Annotated in this window: 20 protein-coding genes; 7 read left to right on the top strand and 13 right to left on the bottom strand. The window is 55.3% G+C overall.

Annotated features, from left to right (window positions below; genetic code table 11):
• Positions 1-14: 14 nt before the first annotated feature.
• The 10 genes from K1718_RS17985 to rpsF all read right to left on the bottom strand — a co-directional run bounded on the left by K1718_RS17985 (position 15) and on the right by rpsF (position 9366).
• The gene (locus K1718_RS17985; RefSeq protein ID WP_265681325.1) at positions 15-737 is read right to left on the bottom strand and encodes an SDR family NAD(P)-dependent oxidoreductase; all 723 of its coding nucleotides are present in this window, start codon (positions 735-737) and stop codon (positions 15-17) included.
• Positions 738-746: 9 nt separating this feature from the next.
• The gene (gene purF / locus K1718_RS17980; RefSeq protein WP_265681326.1) at positions 747-2219 is read right to left on the bottom strand and encodes an amidophosphoribosyltransferase; all 1473 of its coding nucleotides are present in this window, start codon (positions 2217-2219) and stop codon (positions 747-749) included.
• A gap of 76 nt (positions 2220-2295) precedes the next feature.
• Positions 2296-2913 carry a CvpA family protein gene (locus K1718_RS17975; RefSeq protein WP_265681327.1) on the bottom strand — a complete coding sequence of 206 codons (618 nt, stop codon included), beginning with the start codon at positions 2911-2913 and terminating at the stop codon, positions 2296-2298.
• 72 nt (positions 2914-2985) lie between these two features.
• Entirely contained in the window at positions 2986-4380 is a 1395-nt protein-coding gene (gene radA, locus K1718_RS17970; protein WP_152502262.1) for a DNA repair protein RadA, read from the bottom strand.
• 20 nt (positions 4381-4400) lie between these two features.
• Positions 4401-5543: an alanine racemase gene (gene alr / locus K1718_RS17965; RefSeq protein ID WP_265681328.1), complete on the bottom strand. Its 1143-nt coding sequence runs from the start codon at positions 5541-5543 to the stop codon at positions 4401-4403.
• 109 nt (positions 5544-5652) lie between these two features.
• Positions 5653-5856: a PilZ domain-containing protein gene (locus K1718_RS17960; RefSeq protein ID WP_209006618.1), complete on the bottom strand. Its 204-nt coding sequence runs from the start codon at positions 5854-5856 to the stop codon at positions 5653-5655.
• Positions 5857-6127: 271 nt separating this feature from the next.
• Entirely contained in the window at positions 6128-7612 is a 1485-nt protein-coding gene (locus K1718_RS17955; RefSeq protein ID WP_152502259.1) for a replicative DNA helicase, read from the bottom strand.
• Between the two features lie 367 nt (positions 7613-7979).
• Positions 7980-8573, bottom strand: coding sequence for a 50S ribosomal protein L9 (gene rplI, locus K1718_RS17950; RefSeq protein WP_265681329.1), 594 nt, complete (start codon positions 8571-8573; stop codon positions 7980-7982).
• 118 nt (positions 8574-8691) lie between these two features.
• Positions 8692-8940, bottom strand: a complete 249-nt coding sequence (gene rpsR / locus K1718_RS17945) for a 30S ribosomal protein S18 (protein ID WP_029066450.1) — start codon at positions 8938-8940, stop codon at positions 8692-8694.
• Between the two features lie 6 nt (positions 8941-8946).
• Positions 8947-9366, bottom strand: coding sequence for a 30S ribosomal protein S6 (gene rpsF, locus K1718_RS17940; protein WP_152502257.1), 420 nt, complete (start codon positions 9364-9366; stop codon positions 8947-8949).
• Positions 9367-9890: 524 nt separating this feature from the next.
• Here rpsF and fabD point away from each other — a divergent pair.
• The 7 genes from fabD (at position 9891) to gmk (ending at position 16387) form a co-directional block, all read left to right on the top strand.
• On the top strand, positions 9891-10835 hold the full coding sequence (gene fabD / locus K1718_RS17935; RefSeq protein WP_152502256.1) for an ACP S-malonyltransferase: 945 nt from the start codon (positions 9891-9893) through the stop codon (positions 10833-10835).
• Positions 10836-10906: 71 nt separating this feature from the next.
• Positions 10907-11644: a 3-oxoacyl-[acyl-carrier-protein] reductase gene (gene fabG, locus K1718_RS17930; protein ID WP_152502255.1), complete on the top strand. Its 738-nt coding sequence runs from the start codon at positions 10907-10909 to the stop codon at positions 11642-11644.
• 246 nt (positions 11645-11890) lie between these two features.
• Positions 11891-12124 carry an acyl carrier protein gene (locus tag K1718_RS17925; protein WP_008194310.1) on the top strand — a complete coding sequence of 78 codons (234 nt, stop codon included), beginning with the start codon at positions 11891-11893 and terminating at the stop codon, positions 12122-12124.
• 87 nt (positions 12125-12211) lie between these two features.
• A complete protein-coding gene (gene fabF, locus K1718_RS17920) occupies positions 12212-13477 on the top strand; it encodes a beta-ketoacyl-ACP synthase II (protein ID WP_265681330.1) in 1266 nt (421 codons plus the stop codon).
• A 128-nt stretch (positions 13478-13605) separates the two neighbouring features.
• Positions 13606-14736 (top strand): endolytic transglycosylase MltG, encoded by a 1131-nt coding sequence (gene mltG, locus K1718_RS17915; RefSeq protein WP_152502253.1) that lies wholly within the window; start codon positions 13606-13608, stop codon positions 14734-14736.
• A 41-nt stretch (positions 14737-14777) separates the two neighbouring features.
• Complete coding sequence (locus tag K1718_RS17910; RefSeq protein ID WP_265681331.1) at positions 14778-15671, top strand: YicC/YloC family endoribonuclease; 894 nt, start codon at positions 14778-14780, stop codon at positions 15669-15671.
• Positions 15672-15676: 5 nt separating this feature from the next.
• The gene (gene gmk / locus K1718_RS17905; RefSeq protein WP_265681332.1) at positions 15677-16387 is read left to right on the top strand and encodes a guanylate kinase; all 711 of its coding nucleotides are present in this window, start codon (positions 15677-15679) and stop codon (positions 16385-16387) included.
• 12 nt (positions 16388-16399) lie between these two features.
• Here the strand turns inward: gmk and K1718_RS17900 are convergent, their stop codons facing one another.
• The 3 genes from K1718_RS17900 to pdxA all read right to left on the bottom strand — a co-directional run bounded on the left by K1718_RS17900 (position 16400) and on the right by pdxA (position 19509).
• Positions 16400-17323 carry a LysR family transcriptional regulator gene (locus K1718_RS17900; RefSeq protein ID WP_265681333.1) on the bottom strand — a complete coding sequence of 308 codons (924 nt, stop codon included), beginning with the start codon at positions 17321-17323 and terminating at the stop codon, positions 16400-16402.
• A gap of 294 nt (positions 17324-17617) precedes the next feature.
• Positions 17618-18472 carry a 16S rRNA (adenine(1518)-N(6)/adenine(1519)-N(6))-dimethyltransferase RsmA gene (gene rsmA / locus K1718_RS17895; RefSeq protein ID WP_265681334.1) on the bottom strand — a complete coding sequence of 285 codons (855 nt, stop codon included), beginning with the start codon at positions 18470-18472 and terminating at the stop codon, positions 17618-17620.
• A gap of 17 nt (positions 18473-18489) precedes the next feature.
• Positions 18490-19509, bottom strand: a complete 1020-nt coding sequence (gene pdxA / locus K1718_RS17890; RefSeq protein ID WP_265681335.1) for a 4-hydroxythreonine-4-phosphate dehydrogenase PdxA — start codon at positions 19507-19509, stop codon at positions 18490-18492.
• Position 19510 lies beyond the last annotated feature (1 nt).

Genomic DNA, 19510 nt, shown 5'->3' with positions numbered 1-19510 from the left:
TCCATGCAGCCAGACTACACCCACTCTTGACTGACGCGATCGTAAAGTCTGCCTGTTTCCAAGACATCTGGTTTGACCAGCGCAAGAAGGTCTTCCGCGACAAGATCAGGTGTTGCGAGATTGTCGGGAATTTCTCCCGGCATCGCCTTGGCGCGAAGCCCTGTGCGTGTCGGACCCGGGTCAGCCATGTTGATCTTCATAGAAGTTTGCAGGCTCTCATTGGCCCAGGTCTTTGTCATGGCTTCAACGGCAGCCTTGCTAATGGCGTGAAGACCCCAAAATGCAGTGCAGGTCTGGGCCTGTACCGCCGTCAGGAAAAGCGCACGTCCGGCATCGGATTGACGCAGCAACGGATCCAGCGACCTGATCAAACGCCAGTTCGCAGTGACGTTCGTCGACATGACTTTCTCAAAGTCCTTTGGACTGATGTGTCCGATTGGGGACAAGACACCCAGCATGCCGGCATTGCCGATCAGAATGTCGAGTTTCTTCCAGCGTTCGAACAGAGCAGCACCGAGCCTGTCGAGAGCGTCAAAATCCATCAGATCGAGCGGCACGAGAGTGGTTTGCCCGCCAGCTGATTTGATTTCGTCGTCCAGATCCTCCAGGCCACCCACTGTGCGGGCAAGGGCAATCACGTGGGCTCCGCGTTCGCCAAGCTTCTTTGCGATCTGATAGCCAATACCGCGGGATGCGCCGGTTACAAGCGCTACCCGGCCGTCGAAGTCTTTTTCCATAATGTACTCTTAGCCGACTTCTACCAGGCGAGGGGCTGACACGAAGTCCTGGTCTTCGGACAGGTCTGTCAAAGGCGTCGGGTAGTCACCGGTGAAGCAATGGTCGGTGAACTGCGGGTTCGCGTCGTCTCTTCCGTCAAAGCCCATGGACTTGTAGATGCCGTCAACTGACAGGAAGGCCAGGCTGTCCGCACCGATATATGCGCGCATTTCCTCAAGACCATATTTGGCCGCCAGCAGTTTTTCGCGCACTGGCGTATCAATCCCGTAGTAGTCCGAGTATTTGATGGGCGGGCTGGCGAGACGGAAATGCACTTCGCGCGCTCCCGCTTCACGGATCATCTGAACGATTTTGACTGAGGTGGTGCCCCGGACAAGGCTGTCGTCAACCAGAACGACCCGCTTCCCTTCGATCTGGGACCGGTTGGCGGAATGTTTCATTTTCACGCCAAGCGCCCGGATCTGTTGGGTCGGTTCGATGAATGTTCGCCCGACATAGTGGTTTCGGATAATTCCAAGCTCGAACGGAATGCCGCTTTCCTGGCTATAGCCGATCGCCGCCGGAACACCGCTGTCGGGTACGGGTACAATCACATCCGCATCGGCCGGCGTTTCCTTGGCAAGCTGCTTGCCCATTTCCCGGCGAACGTCATAAACACTCCGCCCGCCGACAACCGAATCCGGCCTGGAGAAGTAGATGTATTCAAAAATACAGGGGCGGGCCGGGCACTTGCCGAAAGGAAAGTAGGATTGGATGCCGGTGGACGTGCACACAATCACTTCGCCGTTTTCGACTTCACGAATGAACTTGGCACCGATGATATCAAGTGCACATGTTTCCGATGCCAGGATGGGCGCTCCGTTCAGGTCTCCCAGAACGAGTGGGCGGATACCGAGAGGGTCGCGTGCGCCGATCAGTTTTTTGGACGTCAGGGCAACGAGGGAATAAGCCCCTTCCATTTGCGTGATGGCCTCGATGAAACGATCGACGATCTTTCCCTTCCGAGACCGGGCGACAAGCTGCAGCACCACTTCTGAATCCGACGTGGACTGACAAATCGCCCCATCGCGGATCAGTTGAGCGCGCAAAGTCAGTGCATTGGTGAAGTTGCCGTTATGACAGACCGCAATACCGCCGCCGTCGAGCTCGGCAAAGAGTGGCTGGACATTACGGAGGATTGTTTCACCGGTCGTTGAGTAGCGGACGTGACCGATGGCAGCCTTGCCGGTCAGCCGTCCAATCGTGTCCGCGTCGGAAAAGTGGTCACCAACAAGCCCCAGATGCCGTTCTGCCCGGAACTGGTCATTGTCGAAGGTGACGATGCCGGCGGCCTCTTGACCGCGATGCTGAAGGGCATGAAGGCCGAGGGCTGTCAGAGCACTGGCATCCTCATGTCCCAAAATGCCAAACACACCGCACTCTTCGCGCAGTGTGTCGTCATTGATGTCAAACGGCTCGTGAATCTCAGTTCCGCCAGTCATGGCGAACTCTCCTTGAGTTCGGCCGGTTTGTCGAAACCGGTCCGTCTATGGTCAAGATCGGCGCCGTCCGGCGGCGTCAGTTGTTACTGTCCGTAGTCAGCTGTTCGAGACCTTGGGTCTCGGACTCGCTGTAAGTCGGTTCTTCTGAAGGCGTGCTGGCATTGCCGCCGCCACTCAGATTGTTCTCGCGGATCTTGTCGAGAATTGCCTTCTCGGGATCCTCCGGCAGCACGGCTACCAGGCGTTCTCCGATCGACAAGAGAATAGGTCTCGATTTCGCATCAAGCACCCATTGCGGCTGCTGGTCCGGCTGGACAAACCAGTTGAAGAACATCATTGCGACGACCACCAACAACAAGCCGCGAACAGCACCAAAGACAAAGCCAAGCGTGCGGTCGAGCGCGCCAATGCGACTGTCCAGAACGAAGTCCGAAATCCGCATTGTTATGTAGCTGACAACGAGAAGCGTCACGAGGAAGACAGCGGCAGCGGAAACACCCATGGCGACGATGTCATGGGAGATATACTGCTTGGCGTAAGGCACGACCCGCTCGTAAAGCAGGAATGCCGCTGCTGCGGCTGCCACCCAAGACACGATGGAAAGAACTTCCCGAACAAATCCGCGGATCATCGCGAGGATCGCCGAAATGAACATGATGGCCAAAAGCAGTCCGTCCAGCAGCGTTATCGGCATGATCCTTGAAATTCCTCTGTCTGGCGCTCCGGCAAGAGCCTAAACCTTTTCTCAAACCCGGCGCATAATGCGTCAGGTCCGCCCTGAAGCACTAGCCTCTGCCGAAAGTTTGGCAACAAAGTCCCCAAGTTCCGGCAGTCCTGTGGCTTTGAAAGCCGATGCGGCGTTGTCCTTCAGGTTTCCTTCCGGACAATAAGCCTGATCGAAGCCGAGTTTTTCCGCTTCTTTCAGCCTGGATTGGGCCTGGGCGACTGGCCGGATGGCTCCTGACAGGCTGACTTCGCCGAAATAGACGCAATTGGCCGGAAGGGCAAGCCCGCTGAGTGAAGAGATCAGAGCTGCCGCGACAGCCAGGTCAGCACCGGGCTCACTGATTTTAAGTCCGCCTGCAACATTCAGGTAAACGTCATGCTGCGAAAAACGCACGCCGCATCGTGCCTCCAGCACTGCAAGGATCATCGACAAGCGCGCGCTGTCCCAACCGATAACCGCTCTGCGCGGTGTTCCAAGTGAGGATTGTGCGACAAGCGCTTGGATTTCGATCAGCAGGGGACGTGAGCCTTCTAAACCCGCAAAAACCGCTGCTCCCGGGGCTGAAGTGTTGCGGTCTCCAAGGAACAAGGCAGAAGGATTTGGCACTTCCACCAGACCTTTGCCGGTCATTTCGAAGACGCCGATTTCGTCTGTAGCGCCGAAGCGGTTCTTCACAGAACGCAATATCCGGTATTGGTGCGCACCATCGCCTTCGAAATAGAGGACCGCGTCGACCATGTGTTCCACGACCCTCGGGCCAGCAATCTGACCGTCCTTGGTCACGTGACCGACCAGCACCAGTGTCGTTCCGTTCTTTTTGGCGTAACGAACCATGGCCTGAGCCGATGCGCGCACCTGGGTGACCGTGCCGGGAGGAGAATCAACCTGGTCGGTCCAGAGCGTTTGTACGGAATCCAGAATCAGAAGAGCGGGAGCGGTATCGGCTTCAAGCGTTGCAAGAATATCTTCAACACTTGTCTCTGCAGCCAGAGCGACAGGAGCATCGGCCAGACCAAGTCTTTCGGCTCTGAGCCTTACCTGACCAATGGCTTCTTCGCCGGAAATATAGATTGTCTTGTGACCGAGATGCGCCAGTTGGGCTGCTGCCTGGATCAGGAGTGTCGATTTTCCGATGCCCGGATCACCCCCGACAAGCAGTGCCGACCCGCGCACAAATCCGCCACCAGTGACCCGGTCAAGTTCCGCAACCTTGGTCTCGCATCGTGGCGCTTCCTTGCTGTCTCCGGACAGACCGACCAGCGGAACCACCCGGCCTTTGCTCCGGGAGGCTCGTCCGGGTCCGCCGCCCACTCCGCCTCCGGTCTGTTCTTCAACAATCGTGTTCCAATCCCCGCAGGATTCGCAGCGACCGACCCACTTTGCGGTAACTGCGCCGCAGGATTGGCAAACAAAGGAAGTCGAGCGACGCGCCATTGCCGTTTATCAAGCTCCGATCAGGAGAGAGGCCCGTAGACGCGTTCAAAACGACGCCCAAGGCTGGTCAGGTATTCGTAATCGATGGTCTCCGCATAAGCTGCAATCTCCGCCGCCGCAACATTGGGACCGAGCATTTCCACAAAGGCACCGCGTCGCAGAAGGTGTTCAGGCACATCCGTGACATCCAGAGTAATCATGTCCATGGAAATACGCCCGAGGATCGGTGCCTTGTGGCCGCCGATCATGCCGAACCCACCCGGTCGATCATCGCTGGAGCTGGCGCGCCGCAGCATGCCATCTGCATATCCGGCGGCGATGACGGCATTCTTCAAGGGGCGATGTGCCGTCTGTTTCGCTCCATAGCCTATTGTGTCGCCTTGGGGCACATCGCGCACGATCATGATCTTCGCTTCAACCTTGGCAACTGGCTTCATCGGATTGGGAGCCGTTTCGATCGCCATCCCACCGTAAAGCGCGATGCCGGGCCGGACGAGATCGAAGTGATATTCCGAACTCATCAAGATGCCGGCAGAGTTTGCCAAAGACTTTGGAATGGACGGGAAAGAGGCGGTGAGCTCACGAAATCGATCCAGCTGTTCCCGGTTCATGGGATGGTCTGGCACCGAACCGCAGGCCAGATGGCTCATGATGAGCGATGGCACGAACGGACCAAGCAGTTCCTTGTTCTGCATGGAGGCTTGAAACTCTTGCGGCGAGAGACCGAGGCGATGAATACCTGTGTCAACGTGAACCGCGGCAGCAAGACTTTTGCCTGCTGAGCGGCAGATCCCGGCCCATTCTTCCAGCTCTTCCAGGGACCCGAGAACCGGACGAATATTCTGGCCCAGAAAATGCTCAGCAGTGCCGGGAAGCAACCCGTCGAGGACGTATATGGTTGCCTCAGGCAAGATCTGCCGAAGCTCAACCGCTTCGGTTGGAACGGCGGTAAAAAAAGTTCGACAACCGGCTTCAAAGAGACGAGGACCGACTTTTGCCTGGCCAGCGCCATAAGCGTCGGCCTTGATGGCGGCTGCACATTCCGTTTCGCCGATGAGCCTATTGTTGAGATCTGACCAGTTAGCCGCAATGGCATTCAGATCGATTGTCAACCGGCCGCCATAAAGTTCGGCTGGGAATGTTGAATGCTGATACGGCGACACGATGCGCTTTGGTCTCCAGCCAGAATCGGTGAGTGCTCAATGGGCGGGAGTTTAGCGCATCAAAGACAGGGAATGCCAATGCTGAGATCGGCGGATGACGAAATTGAGATCAATCCATATAGAGGAATTCGACCCCGGTCTCGCCGCTTCGAATCCAGCGAATTTCAGCGTAGAAACGCAGTCTGCGGCTTTCAACCTCAATTGTGACCCGCTGCCCTGGCTCCAGCCCCTTGGTATTCGTGGCAAGGCGGCACCCACCAACGCTGATATCTTCCACAACGCAAGGACGATGCGCTCCTTCCTGCTTGAGCAACCCGGGCCACTTGCACCTTTTTCGCGGGAAAATCCTCGCTTCTTCCAGGAGTTTTTGTTTCGAAGAATACAAGTGGTTTTGCCTGAAATGCATTGTTAGAAATAGTCAGGGTCAAACCATATCTAAAGTTGTTTAACAGCGCTTTAAGTTCGCTACTCGCTCTTTCTAGTTGCGGATATTTCCAGGGGAGGCCTAATTGCACCGTTTCTTGTTGCAAAGGTGATGGTTTTCAGGTGCCAACTACCCGTCGACTTTGGCATTTGCGTCGCGGCTATTCGTACCTTTGCGGCAAGTGATCGTCCTCTGCAAGATCGGAGAAACGGGTGAATTCGCCCTGGAAGTGCAGGTTGGCTGTGCCTGTCGGTCCGTGACGCTGCTTGGCGATGATCACTTCAGCCTTGCCTTTGGCCGCATCGTGCTTGGCTTCCCAGGCGGCATATTCCGGTGATCCGACCTCTGGTTCGGTCTTCGAAAGGTAGTATTCTTCACGATACACGAACAGCACCACATCGGCGTCCTGCTCGATGGATCCCGATTCACGCAGATCCGACATCATCGGACGTTTATCGTCTCGCGATTCAACCTGACGGGACAGCTGTGACAGCGCGATGATCGGTACATTGAGTTCCTTTGCCAGCGCCTTCAATCCCGTGGTGATCTCGGTGATCTCCTGAACGCGGTTACCGGAGTTCTTGGCGGATCCCGAAAGAAGCTGGATATAGTCGACTACCAGAAGATCCAGTCCGCGCTGGCGTTTCAGGCGCCGCGCCTTGGCAACGAGTGACGCGATGGAAATGCCGCCGGTCTGGTCGACGTGAAGTGGCACAGCTTGCATTGTCTGAGCACAAGCGGCGAGCTTTTCAAACTCCGCTTCCGTGATATCCCCTCGTCGGATTTTGGAAGACGATATTTCAGCTTGCTCGGAAATAATACGCGTTGCGAGCTGTTCGGCCGACATTTCAAGCGAGAAGAAGCCGACCACACCGCCATTCACGGTTTTGATCGAACCATCCTGCTGCTCTTCCGACTTATAGGACTGAGCAATGTTGTACGCGATGTTGGTGGCAAGCGATGTTTTGCCCATGGCTGGCCGGCCGGCAAGAACAATGAGATCCGAATGCTGCAAACCGCCCATCAGTCGGTCGAGTTCACGCATGCCGGTGGAAATGCCCGAGAGTGCACCCTCACGATTATAGGCCGCATGCGCCATTTCAATGGTTTCAGACAACGCATCGCCAAAGGCGACGAAGCCACCTTCTGAGCGTCCGGTTTCCGCCAGTTCGAACAATCGGCGCTCGGCGTCGTCGATTTGCTGCCCAGGCGGTACGTCGATCGGAGCGTCAAAAGCGATGTTGACCATGTCTTCGCCGATTCGGATCAGGTTCCGGCGAATGGCAAGGTCATAAATCGTGCGACCATAGTCTTCGGCATTGATGATAGAGGCTGCGTCTCCGGCAAGCCTCAGCAAAAACTGCGTGGCAGACAGATCCGCGATTTTGGCGTCTGCAGGATAGAAGGTCTTGAGCGTTATCGGAGAGGCGGTTTTGCCGGCTCTGATAAGGTGGCCGATCTTTTCGTAGATATCCTGATGTGACGGGACAAAGAAGTGGTGCGGTTCCAGAAAGTCGGAAACCCTGTAGAAGGTTTCGTTGTTCACGAGAATTGCACCCAGCAGCTGCCGTTCGGCTTCCGCGTTATGCGGCGCCAGGCGTTGGATGTCTTCTTCTGTTTCGACCTTCTGCAACGTGCCCTTCATTTCGTCCCCCGATGACCCAAGTTCATTCGGAATACTCTCTGTTGAAGGGCCGCTCAAGCACCAACAAGAGCAGTTTTTGATTCTTGCTGAGATCCACAGATCAACGGGGAAAGAATCGAATCTCGCTTGACTCTAAAGTCGATTGAAGACTCAAGGCTGTAGCTCTTAGTGTTTGAAATCAAACAATTTTTTGTAGAGGTAAATGGAAGCTTAATAAATTTGTCATGAGTTTCAAGGCCTTGAATGAGACTCTGAATTCACCGAATGAAGTGCCTCGTAGATGATCGGAAATAAATAACTGGCAAAAGAAAAACGGCGCTGAAAACAGCGCCGTTGATCTTTAGCCGGTGAAGTTGAATTCAGGCCCTTAGGCTTCTTCTTCAGCAGCAGCTTCTTCGGTTGCTTCAGCGCCTTCTTCAGCGCTTTCTTCTTCTGCTTCTTCGTCTTCTTCAAATTCGAAGACATCCTGTTCAGGAGTGGTGAGGTCTTCACCAGCAGCCTGGCGGACAGCTTCGTCTTCAGAACGGGCAACATTTACAGAGATGCTGACCTCGACTTCCGGATGAAGCTGAATCAGCACCGAGTGCAGGCCGATGGTTTTGATCGGTGTGCGCAATTCAACCTGGCTGCGAGCAACGCTGAAGCCGCTTTCGGTGAGGCCTTCAGCAATGTCGCGCGTAGACACGGAACCGTAAAGCTGTCCGGTCTCACCCGCAGAGCGGATCATGACAAGGGATTCGCCGTCGAGTTTGGAAGCAACTGCTTCTGCCTCGGACTTGCGCTCAAGGTTACGTGCTTCGAGCTGGGCGCGTTCACGTTCGAAACGCTCAAGATTGGCTTTGTTGGCGCGCAGTGCCTTGCCTTGCGGCAGAAGGTAGTTGCGGGCGTAGCCGTCGCGTACACGAACCTTGTCGCCCATCTGGCCGAGCCTGGCGATACGCTCAAGAAGGATAACTTGCATGTTTATCTCCTACTGTCCCATTGGTAAGCCCAATGGTTAGAGACCGTTTGCCCGCAGTCCCAATACGGGTCTCCCGGGAAGAACCCGGGAGAGGGGTGTTTCTGAAAGCCAGAAACGCTTAGCTGATCACGAAAGGCAGCAGGCCGAGAAGGCGGGCGCGTTTGATTGCGCGGGCCAGTTCACGCTGCTTCTTCGCCGAAACTGCGGTGATACGGCTCGGGACGATCTTGCCGCGCTCGGAAATATAGCGCTGCAGCAGACGGATGTCCTTGTAGTCGATCTTCGGTGCGTTTGAACCGGAGAACGGGCAAGTCTTCCGACGACGGAAGAAGGGACGGCGGCTCGGAAGCTGTGCAATATCAACCATTGTCTCTTACTCCTCTTCGGTCCGGCGCGGCGGACGGCCACCACCAGAACGCTCACCTCGGTCACCGCGGTCGCCACGTCCGCCACCACGGCGATCGTCACGGTCGCGCTTCTGCATCATTGCGGAAAGCTCTTCATCCAGTTCGTCGACACGGAATGTCATGTGACGCAGGACGTCTTCGCTCAGACCCATCTGGCGTTCCATCTCGGCAACAGCGGCGTGCGGTGCCTCGATGTTCATCAGAGTGTAGTGAGCCTTGCGGTTCTTCTTGATGCGGTAAGCGAGAGTCCGAAGACCCCAGTTTTCGATTTTTCCGACTTTACCGCCGGCGCCTTCGATCAGGCCCTTGTACTGTTCGACAAGTTGTTCGACCTGTTGGGCCGAAACGTCCTGGCGTGCCAGGAACACGTGCTCATAAAGAGGCATGGAAACAAGCCTTTCCTCAAGTTGACAACACGAGATCTGGCGCAGAGCCTCCTCGCAACCCCGGAAAGGCACGAGAAATCTAACGAGAGCGGGAACACGGGAAGTCGGGTTATTTGAGAAAACCCTGGCTAGCGCCCTTCCGTTCAGCCCCCGGCCAAACCTCGGATGAAGCGCGCTCTATACTCCTTTCGGGAGAAAATGCAAGACTTGGTGAGCGAAATCTGCGGACAGTTGATCCTCCACAGCGCGCAACAGTCCTTGGCAACGATAGCGCTGGCTTCTAGCTTGTTCGGCATGCTTGGTAGGACGGCGCATGTGTATAGGGCTAACAAGTCGCGCAAAACCGACTGAAATTGAGAAATCCTGGCGCAGGGCCTTGACAGTTAGGTCAAGAGCGTATCATAGCCTCGCGCCAAGTTCGACTTCAGCCCATCCCCGGGTTGGTATGCCGCTTTCTTATTAAAGCCGGGCGCAGAACGCGAAAGCATTCCGGTCCCGCGCACGTGTCTCGGAGGCGATTTCAGATGACGATTGCATTCACATTTCCCGGTCAGGGCAGCCAGAGTGTAGGCATGGGCAAGGCACTTGCGGATGCCTTTCCGGAAGCAAGAGCAGTCTTTGACGAAGTCGATGAGGCCTTGGGCCAGAAACTGTCCGACATTATGTGGAATGGGCCTGAGGATGCCCTGACACTCACCGCGAACGCCCAGCCTGCGTTGATGGCGGTCAGTCTGGCAACAATGCGCGTTCTGGAAGCAAAAGGTCTTGATCTCAAATCGACCGCTGCTTTTGTCGCTGGTCACTCACTGGGAGAGTATTCGGCGCTTGCGGCAGCCGGCAGCTTCGATGTTGCTACCGCGGCAAGGCTTTTGCGGGTAAGAGGCGATGCCATGCAAAACGCCGTTCCTGTGGGACAGGGGGCTATGGCGGCTCTTCTCGGTCTTGATTTCGAAACCGCTGTGGAAGTTGCTGAAGATGCCGCCCAGGGCGAAGTTTGCCAGGCAGCGAATGACAACGCACCTGGACAAGTGGTCGTCTCCGGTCATCTCGCAGCTGTTGAGCGCGCAGTGGAGATTGCCAAGGCCAAGGGCGCGCGTCGTGCGGTGATGTTGCCGGTCAGTGCACCGTTTCATTGTTCCCTGATGGCGCCGGCAGCAGATGCTATGGCAGCAGCGCTTGCGAGTGCCGACATCAAGGCGCCAACAGTACCGCTGGTGGCCAATGTTCTTGCTGCACCTGTTTCAGATCCGGCTGATATTCGCGATCGCCTCGTTGAGCAGGTAACCGGAACCGTCCGCTGGCGTGAGAGCATCACCTGGCTAGCTGAAAACGGAGTTGAGACCTTTGTGGAAGCCGGGACCGGCAAGGTTCTGACGGGAATGGTCCGTCGGATCGCAAAGGAAGCAACCGGTATTGCCGTCAACACACCTGAAGACATCGATGCGCTTCTGGAAAAGCTTTCCGGATAGGCCGCTTTTTCTGTAGGTTTCACCATCAAATGCCCCGAACGGGGTAAGGACCGACGAGGGAAGGACCCCTAATGTTCAGTTTGGAAGGGAAAAACGCACTTGTCACGGGTGCGACCGGCGGCATCGGTGAGGCAATCGCCCGTGCGCTGCATGCTCAAGGTGCGACGGTTTCTCTGTCTGGAACAAGGGCCGAAAAACTGGAGGCACTTGCCGCCGACCTCGGCGAACGTGCGTTCGTAACTCCAGCCAACCTGTCTGACCGCGAGGCCGTAGATGCTCTTCTTCCCCAGGCGGAAGAAAAGATGGGTTCGGTCGACATTCTGGTCAACAACGCAGGTATTACCCGGGACAATATCTTCATGCGTATGAAGGATGACGAGTGGGACCAGGTTCTGGAAGTCAATTTGACGTCCGGTTTCCGTCTCTGTCGTGCAGCGATCAAGGGCATGATGAAACGCCGTTCTGGGCGCATTGTTGGTATCACGTCGGTTGTCGGAGTGACCGGAAATCCGGGCCAGGTGAACTACGCTGCGGCAAAGGCCGGCATGATTGGCATGTACAAATCTCTTGCCAGAGAAGTTGCCAGCCGGAACATCACCGTCAATACGATCGCCCCTGGTTTCATCGAAACGGCTATGACCGACGCGCTGAATGATAAGCAAAAAGAATCGATTTTGACCAGCGTCCCTGCCGGGCGTTTGGGCACTTCGGCTGAAATCGCTTCAGCCGCCCTTTATCTTGCCAGTGACGAAGCCGCCTATGTGACAGGACAGACCCTGCACGTAAATGGTGGCATGGCAATGATTTAAAAGGAAAATTTGCCGGGAAGGCAAAACGAATCCGGGCCGTTGACAAGCGTTCTGGACCGGCTGGTAAAGGTCAACAAAGTGTGTTACCAACCCGCCGATTGTTACGAAATGCGCATTCAAGTCCGGTTTTCCGGTTTGGATGCGTATTGGCATCTTGAAGACCGCGATGTCGCGCCTCCGCTTTTTGGAAAACCGGTCAGGGGCAGGTCGCGAGATATGATTAGAAGAAAACTAAGGAAGTGAAAGATGAGCGATATCGCGGATCGGGTAAAGAAGATCGTCGTGGAACACCTCGGTGTTGACGCAGAAAAAGTTGTCGAAGGCGCAAGCTTCATCGACGACCTGGGTGCGGACAGCCTTGACACCGTTGAGCTGGTCATGGCCTTCGAAGAAGAATTCGGCGTAGAAATCCCGGACACAGCGGCAGAAACCATTCTCACTGTGGGCGACGCTGTCAAATTCCTGGAAGCCAACAAGTAAGGGCATTGCCCTTCTTTTTGTGAGTGTATGAAGATCGGGCCGGCGGGGATATGCTCCGCCAGGCCCTTCAACAGTAAGTGCGGGTGTATGAGGCGAGTAGTCGTAACTGGGTTGGGCATGGTCACGCCGCTTGGCAGCGGTGTCGATGTCACTTGGAAAAAGATCCTCGAAGGTAAAAGCGGGGCCAACAAGGTCGACAATTTCAAGGTTGACGATCTGGCCTGCCAGATTGCCTGTCAGATCCCGCGTGATTCTGCTGAAGAAGGCGCGTTCAATCCGGATGACTGGATGGACGTCAAGGAACAGCGCAAAGTCGACGACTTCATTGTCTACGCAATGGCCGCTGCCGATCAAGCCATGGCGGACTCCGGTTTCAAGGCCGAAACGTATGAGCAACAAGCCAGATCAGGCGTGTTGATCGGGTCCGGTATCGGGGGGCTTCAGGGAATTGAACAAGGTGCCCATCTGCTGGCCGAAAAAGGCCCGCGCAGGGTTAGCCCGTTCTTTATTCCCGGTCGACTGATCAACCTGGCCGGCGGTTACGTTTCAATTCGCCACAGCCTGAAAGGCCCGAACCATGCAGTTGTGACTGCTTGTTCGACGGGTGCTCATGCTATTGGCGATGCTTCACGCTTGATTGCCTTCGGTGATGCCGATGTGATGGTTGCCGGTGGCACTGAGTCTCCGGTTTGCCGATTGGCTCTCGCCGGTTTTGCAGCTTGCCGTGCGTTGTCCACCGCATTTAACGACACTCCGGAAAAAGGCTCGCGGCCATATGATGTAGCCCGTGACGGGTTCGTCATGGGTGAAGGAGCCGGTGTTGTCGTTCTGGAAGAATACGAACATGCGGTCAAACGCGGCGCAAACATCTATGCCGAGGTCATTGGATATGGCCTCTCCGGAGACGCCTACCACATAACGGCGCCTTCTTCGGATGGTGATGGTGCCTACCGCTGCATGGAAGCTGCGCTGAAGCGTGCCGAGGTAACTCCTGCGGATGTAGACTATGTGAATGCTCATGGGACTTCAACGCCGCTCGGCGATGAAATTGAGCTCGGCGCCGTCACACGCCTTGCAGGCGAACATGCTTCGGGTCTGACCATGTCGTCGACCAAGTCTTCAATAGGCCATTTGCTGGGGGCCGCTGGCGCTGTGGAATCCATATTCTCTGTGCTGGCCATTCGTGACGGAATGGCTCCGCCAACGATCAACCTTGACAATCCGTCCGTTGAAACGGAAATCGATCTGGTTGCGCACAAGCCGAAGAAGTTGGACATCAATGTTGCCTTGTCGAATTCATTCGGCTTTGGTGGCACAAATGCTTCCCTCGTCTTCCGCAAAGTTGCCGCATAACTCATTCAATTTCTCTCCAGCCGGGCACGATTCGTTAAAAGTCCGGCTCGGGAAATTGACTGTGACAACTGATCCGATTGGGCTCATTATCCCGGATGTGAGGCTCAATCCTGGAGGTGCCGCTAAACATGCGCATTAAGCCGAAAAGCCCGCGTGAAGCCCTGCAGCCTGAACCTGCGCCAGAGCCGCCGCAGCGCTCAAGGCATGTCCGCAACCCTCTGGTAATCTTGATCAATCTCGTGATCACGCTGGCGGTCTTCGGTCTCGCAGCGGTTGGTGGTGCCCTGTACTTCGGAAAAGAAAAGTTTGAAGAGGATGGCCCACTTCAACAGGAAGCCACCGTCGTCATATCCTCCGGTGCTGGCCTCACGGGCATCACCAACCGACTTTCCGGCCAGGGTGTCATCGGGGACAGCCTCATCGATGAATGGATCTTCAATCTCGGAATTCGGTTTTACAAGAACGCGACCAAGTTGAAGGCCGGCGAATATGCATTTGCACCAGGCGTGTCGATGCAGAAGGTGATGACAGATCTTGTCGAAGGCAACGCGGTTGTTCACTCGGTGACCATTCCGGAAGGCTGGACAACGGCGCAGATCCTTGAGCGAGTGCGTGAACATCCGATCCTCACCGGCGAAATCACGGAAGTGCCCATCGAAGGCGAATTGCTTCCCAATACCTACACATTTGCTCGTGGAGCTGCCCGTCAGGACGTATTGAATCAGATGAAGGCGGCACAGGAAAAACTGCTTGCCGAGGTTTGGGAACGCAGAACCGAAGGCCTTCCCGTCGAAACACCTGAAGAACTGGTGATCCTTGCTTCTATCGTTGAGAAGGAAACAGCCTTGGCGGATGAGCGTCCGCGCGTGGCAGGTGTCTTTGTAAACCGCCTGAACAAAAACATGCGTTTGCAGTCCGACCCGACGATACTTTATGGCCTTTATGGCGGTGAGGCATGGTTGAAGGATCGTTCGGCAATCAAGCAATCAGAATTGCGTGCCGAGAACGACTACAACACCTATCAGATCGACGGTCTGCCGCCTGGTCCGATCGGCAATCCCGGTCGCGCTGCCATGGAAGCGGTGGCAAATCCATCGCGAACGCAGGATCTCTTCTTTGTGGCCGATGGTACAGGCGGACATGTTTTTGCCGAGACGTATGAGCAGCATCAGGCGAATGTTCGCAAATGGCGAGAGATCGAGCGTGAACGCCGGCAGGCAGAACAAGAACAGACGACTCAGCCGGAAACATCGAATTAACCGGGAGTGCGGGCCCGATCACAACAGATCCGGAGGGGGTAATGGCGCTAGCCAGCATGACAGGGTTTGCCAGGTCGATTGGAGAATCCGGTCCGGTTCGTTGGACCTGGGAACTCAGATCCGTCAACGGCAAGTCTCTGGATCTTCGGATCAGAATCCCAACCGGTCTGGAAACTCTCGAACCAAAGATCAGAGAACGTTGCGCGAAGGTGCTGAGACGAGGCAACGTCTCTATTGGTCTGTCCATGAACCGGGACCAGTCCGAGCAACAGTTGCAGGTGAACGAATCCGCGTTGGAAGCGGTTCTGGTAACCATCGAGTTGTTAAAAAATCGCGTTCCTGAACTGGCACCTCCGTCGGTCGATGGAATTCTGTCTCAGAAAGGTGTGTTCGAACTCAAGGAGCCGGAGGACGACGAAGTTGCGCAGTTGGCCTTGCACAACGCGCTTTTGACTTCACTGGACGCTGCCTTGATCGACCTTGTGGACATGCGCCACACGGAAGGAAAGGCAATCGGGTCTGTTGTTCGTGACCAGATCGACAGGATCGCAGACCTGACGCAGGCAGCCGAAGTTTTGCCGGCACGCAAGCCTGAGGCAATCAAGGCGAGGCTGAAAAAGCAGCTGACCGATTTGCTGGAGGCGGCCGACGGTCAACTGGATCCGCAGCGACTTCATCAAGAAGCAGTCTTTCTTGCCACCAAAGCGGACATACGCGAAGAACTCGACAGGTTGCATGCTCATGTGACTGCCGTCAGAGAACTCATGGATAGCGGGGGCGCCATCGGCAGACGCCTGGATTTCCTGGCGCAAGAATTTAATCGCGAAGCGAACACTCTGTGTTCCAAGTCGAACGACGTTGATCTGACCGCAATCGGACTGGACTTGAAAGCGGTCATCGATCAGATGCGCGAGCAGATACAAAACCTGGAGTGAGCCAAATGACCGACGCAGCTGTTGGTACGACCAGCGGGACCACCGTCAGTGCTGAACAGGCGGAGCAACAGCGCCGGGGCCTGATGCTTGTTTTGTCGTCTCCTTCCGGCGCTGGCAAATCGACGATTGCCCGCCTGCTTTTGGAGAAAGAGGATAATCTTGCCCTGTCGATCTCCGTAACGACGCGTGCGCGGCGTTCAAGCGAAGTTGACGGTGTTCACTACCACTTTCTGGACGGCAAGCGTTTTGAGCAAATGCGTGATGCCGATGAGCTGCTGGAGTGGGCCGAGGTACACGGGAACCACTACGCCACGCCAAGAGGACCGGTTGAAAACGCGATTGAGAACGGGCGTGATATTCTCTTCGATATCGATATTCAGGGAACATTTCAGCTGTTCGACAAAATGCGCAACGATGTCGTTTCAGTTTTCATTCTGCCGCCGTCGATTGCCGAGATGAAGTCGCGATTGAAGCGGCGTGCAGAAGATTCTGACGAGATTATCGCTAAACGCATGAAAACAGCGGTCGGAGAAATGCGCCACTGGTCGAAATACGACTATGTGGTTGTCAATGACGATCTGGAGCGCGCCTATGAGAATGTCCGCGCCATCTTGAAAGCAGAACGACTGAAGCAGTTCCGGTCGCCCAAAATCGGCCCGCTCATTCAAGGCATGGTCGATGATCTGGAGACGGAACTCGGCGAAAACAAAGCCTGAAGCGTCTCTCTATCATTCTTGTTCACGGGATGCCTTAAGGCTTTGAGAGGTTTCGGCATATCGTTGTCGATACAGAGCTGCGACCCGGTCTTTGACTTTGGCAAGATCGGGGTGTAGTCGCAATCTTTCATGGAAGCTCATCCAGGAGTTTCCAAGCGCGAGTGGCTCTTGGTTCAAGCGTCGCAAGTCTTCATGCTCGCCAATCCAGTCCGGCAAGATCCCCATCGCTTCACCTGTTCGCAGAATATCCAACAAGGCTCTAGAATTGTTGACGGCATATCTGCAGGGCGATCCATCCAAAATGCCAGCCAGCAATTGGGAAGAACGCAGCTTGGCTCTTGCTCCGCAGTATCCGGCCCAGATCTGAGTTGACCAGGATGTAGGGTCGTAGGCATCTGCGTGCTTTTTGAGATAGTCGGAAGATGCGTAGACATAAAAGCCGCGCTCACCCAGCTTTTGCGCAATCAGATGAGATTGGGTAGGGGCCTGGTTTCCGACCGCGATGTCTGCGGAGTTTCGACTGAGATCCCAAAAGGTGTCATCTGCATAAAGTTCGATGCGGACATTTCCAAGGCCGTCGACGAGCACTGGAACATGATGTGACAGAAAGTGTTGACCCCATTCTCCCAAAGTGATCCGGCAAACTTGCTCAACACTTCCGGCCTTTTCAAAATCCACAGCTCTTTGGAAGTCAGCAGCGCCCCGCGCCATGGACCTGGCAACCTTGACGAGCCGCATTCCGCCTTCTGTCAGCACATAACCTGTTTGCCGTCTGTCAAACAGTTGCACTCCGAGCCGATCTTCCAGTCGTGCAATGTGCCGTCCAACGGTTGGTTGCGATAACGCAAGCGTTTCCGCTGCACGGCTGAGGCTCTCGTTCTCAGCAACTGCCAGAAATACACGAATGGTATCCCAGTCGAAATCGAAGTCATTCATATTTGAATGATAGCATACAATATCATTCAATTACATTGGCTTCATTGTCTGACACTTTGCCATTGTCGCAATGGAGGCCACTCATGCTTTACACTTGGCTCGCATCGCTTGGACACCGGCAACCCAGGAAACTTCGCGCCTCGTATGCGCTGCACAGATTTGGGAACGGTCTGTCGGCCCATTTGCAAAAAGATATTGGCCTGAACGACCCTGAAACGTTCAGAAAGAGGCTTGAATGCGGCTCTCAATTGCAGCCAGTTGACCGCTCTCCAATTTCCAGGTCGGCTGGCTGGCTCATGCGGAAGTGGCGGCGTCCCTAAAGACATTGCTGAGTACAACAAAACCTTCAATGTCGATTTCTTCGGCCCGGGCGGTTGGCCTCAAACCAGCGTCTTCGATAAGGCTCTCAGTGTTTGGTGCAAGGGACTTAAGGCTAGCACGCAGCATTTTCCGCCTCTGTCCGAATGCAGCGGCCGTCACTCTCTCCAGAGATTTCAGATCGCAGGGCAGGGGTTTATTGTTTGGTGTGAGATGCACAACTGCCGACGTCACCTTTGGCGGAGGTGTAAAAGCTTTGGGGCTGATGTCAAAGAGGATACCGCCCTTGCAGCGCCATCCAGCCAATACACCAAGGCGGCCATATGCCTTGGATCCGGGTACGGCGGCAATCCGTTCTCCCACTTCCTTTTGAAACATCAAAGTCAGTGAAGACCAGAAGGGGGGCCAGGTCTCAGTGGTAATCCAGTTGATCAGAAGCTGAGTACCAACGTTATAGGGAAGATTGGCCGCAATGCGGACTTTGTCGCCACCAGTTATTGAAACCGGGTCTATCTGAAGTGCGTCACCTTCTATCACTTCAAGTCGTCCGGGATAATGATCGGCTATCTGCGCGAGGGCCGGTAGACAACGGCTGTCTTTTTCGATTGCAACAACCTTTTTTGCGCCTGATGCAAGCAGAGCTCGTGTCAGTCCGCCTGGGCCGGGTCCAATTTCAAGGACCGTGCAGTCCTCGAGGCTTCCTGCAGAGCGTGCAATTCGCGATGTCAGGTTGAGGTCGAGCAAAAAGTTCTGACCCAATGACTTTTTGGCATTGAGACCGTGATTAGCGATCACTTCGCGAAGCGGCGGCAGGTCGTCGATTTGAGCCATCAGATCCTGTCAGCGATTTAGAGGCGTTCTGGATTGGCAAGCACCGATGCCATGCGCAGCGAGGCCGCAAAGCTGTCGATCCGAACCGAACCTGTGCCGGCCAGGCTGTAGGCAGTGCCGTGGTCCGGGGAGGTACGAACAAAAGGCAGTCCAAGCGTTATATTGACGCTGTCATCAAAGCCAATTGTTTTGGCGGGAACCAGAACCTGGTCGTGATACATGCCCAGGACACAGTCATAGGTCTTGCGCGCTGCCGCGTGAAACAGGGTGTCCGCTGAATGGGGCCCAGTGGCGGTGATGCCCATCTCGATCAGTTTTTTAATTGCCGGTTCGACGACGTCGCGGTCCTCGGTTCCCATTGTCGCATTTTCGCCTGCATGTGGATTAAGACCGCAAACCGCCAAGCGCGGATCTGAATAGCCAAATCTGGTTTTGAGGTCGTCAGCGGTAATGCGCGCAGTTTCGATGATCAAGTCGGTTTTGAGCGTGTCCGGAACGTCTTTCAACGGGATATGAATGGTGACTGGGACCACCATGAGTTCCGGTCCGGCAATCATCATCACTGGATTTGCATGTTGGTCCGGCCAGTGTTTCTTCGCCAGGTCCCCGAGAAATTCGGTGTGTCCTGGAAAGCTGAAGCCGGTTTTATAGAGCGCTGCCTTGTTGATCGGGTTGGTAACAATTGCTGCTGCCAGACCGTTGGCAATGTCTTCCACGCACTTCTCGATTGACATCACAACCGAGCGTGCGGTTGCTTCCTGCTCTTCACCTGGCTTGTCTTCAATTATGGGACCAGTCTGCACGATTGGAAGAGACTTGGTGAAAACCTGTACAGCCTCTTCAGGACTGATATCGGCCATGCGCACATTCAGACCCAGTCGCGCCGCGCGGCTCTCAAAAAGGGCGCGATCACCACGAATGTAGAATGGTGGCAGCTGGAGCGACTTCCGGTTTTTCCAGGCAAGCAGGACCAAATCCGGGCCGATGCCAGCAGGTTCACCCATGCTGACCGCAAGCGGTAAAGGCGTGGGTTTCATG

Origin of the sequence: Roseibium porphyridii (assembly GCF_026191725.2) — a bacterium.
GTDB classification, from domain to species: domain Bacteria; phylum Pseudomonadota; class Alphaproteobacteria; order Rhizobiales; family Stappiaceae; genus Roseibium; species Roseibium porphyridii.
Note: the sequence above shows the minus strand (reverse complement) of the source record. Positions and strands in the feature narration are given on the sequence as shown.

Excerpts from the sequence above, each read along its gene's own strand:
- K1718_RS17985 (WP_265681325.1), bottom strand. The coding sequence starts at position 737 with ATGGAAAAAGACTTCGACGGCCGGGTAGCGCTTGTAACCGGCGCATCC.
- purF (WP_265681326.1), bottom strand. The coding sequence starts at position 2,219 with ATGACTGGCGGAACTGAGATTCACGAGCCGTTTGACATCAATGACGAC.
- K1718_RS17975 (WP_265681327.1), bottom strand. The coding sequence starts at position 2,913 with ATGCCGATAACGCTGCTGGACGGACTGCTTTTGGCCATCATGTTCATT.
- radA (WP_152502262.1), bottom strand. The coding sequence starts at position 4,380 with ATGGCGCGTCGCTCGACTTCCTTTGTTTGCCAATCCTGCGGCGCAGTT.
- K1718_RS17955 (WP_152502259.1), bottom strand. The coding sequence starts at position 7,612 with ATGAAGGGCACGTTGCAGAAGGTCGAAACAGAAGAAGACATCCAACGC.
- rplI (WP_265681329.1), bottom strand. The coding sequence starts at position 8,573 with ATGCAAGTTATCCTTCTTGAGCGTATCGCCAGGCTCGGCCAGATGGGC.
- rpsR (WP_029066450.1), bottom strand. The coding sequence starts at position 8,940 with ATGGTTGATATTGCACAGCTTCCGAGCCGCCGTCCCTTCTTCCGTCGT.
- rpsF (WP_152502257.1), bottom strand. The coding sequence starts at position 9,366 with ATGCCTCTTTATGAGCACGTGTTCCTGGCACGCCAGGACGTTTCGGCC.
- fabD (WP_152502256.1), top strand. The coding sequence starts at position 9,891 with ATGACGATTGCATTCACATTTCCCGGTCAGGGCAGCCAGAGTGTAGGC.
- fabG (WP_152502255.1), top strand. The coding sequence starts at position 10,907 with ATGTTCAGTTTGGAAGGGAAAAACGCACTTGTCACGGGTGCGACCGGC.
- K1718_RS17925 (WP_008194310.1), top strand. The coding sequence starts at position 11,891 with ATGAGCGATATCGCGGATCGGGTAAAGAAGATCGTCGTGGAACACCTC.
- fabF (WP_265681330.1), top strand. The coding sequence starts at position 12,212 with ATGAGGCGAGTAGTCGTAACTGGGTTGGGCATGGTCACGCCGCTTGGC.
- mltG (WP_152502253.1), top strand. The coding sequence starts at position 13,606 with ATGCGCATTAAGCCGAAAAGCCCGCGTGAAGCCCTGCAGCCTGAACCT.
- K1718_RS17910 (WP_265681331.1), top strand. The coding sequence starts at position 14,778 with ATGGCGCTAGCCAGCATGACAGGGTTTGCCAGGTCGATTGGAGAATCC.
- gmk (WP_265681332.1), top strand. The coding sequence starts at position 15,677 with ATGACCGACGCAGCTGTTGGTACGACCAGCGGGACCACCGTCAGTGCT.
- K1718_RS17900 (WP_265681333.1), bottom strand. The coding sequence starts at position 17,323 with ATGAATGACTTCGATTTCGACTGGGATACCATTCGTGTATTTCTGGCA.
- rsmA (WP_265681334.1), bottom strand. The coding sequence starts at position 18,472 with ATGGCTCAAATCGACGACCTGCCGCCGCTTCGCGAAGTGATCGCTAAT.
- pdxA (WP_265681335.1), bottom strand. The coding sequence starts at position 19,509 with ATGAAACCCACGCCTTTACCGCTTGCGGTCAGCATGGGTGAACCTGCT.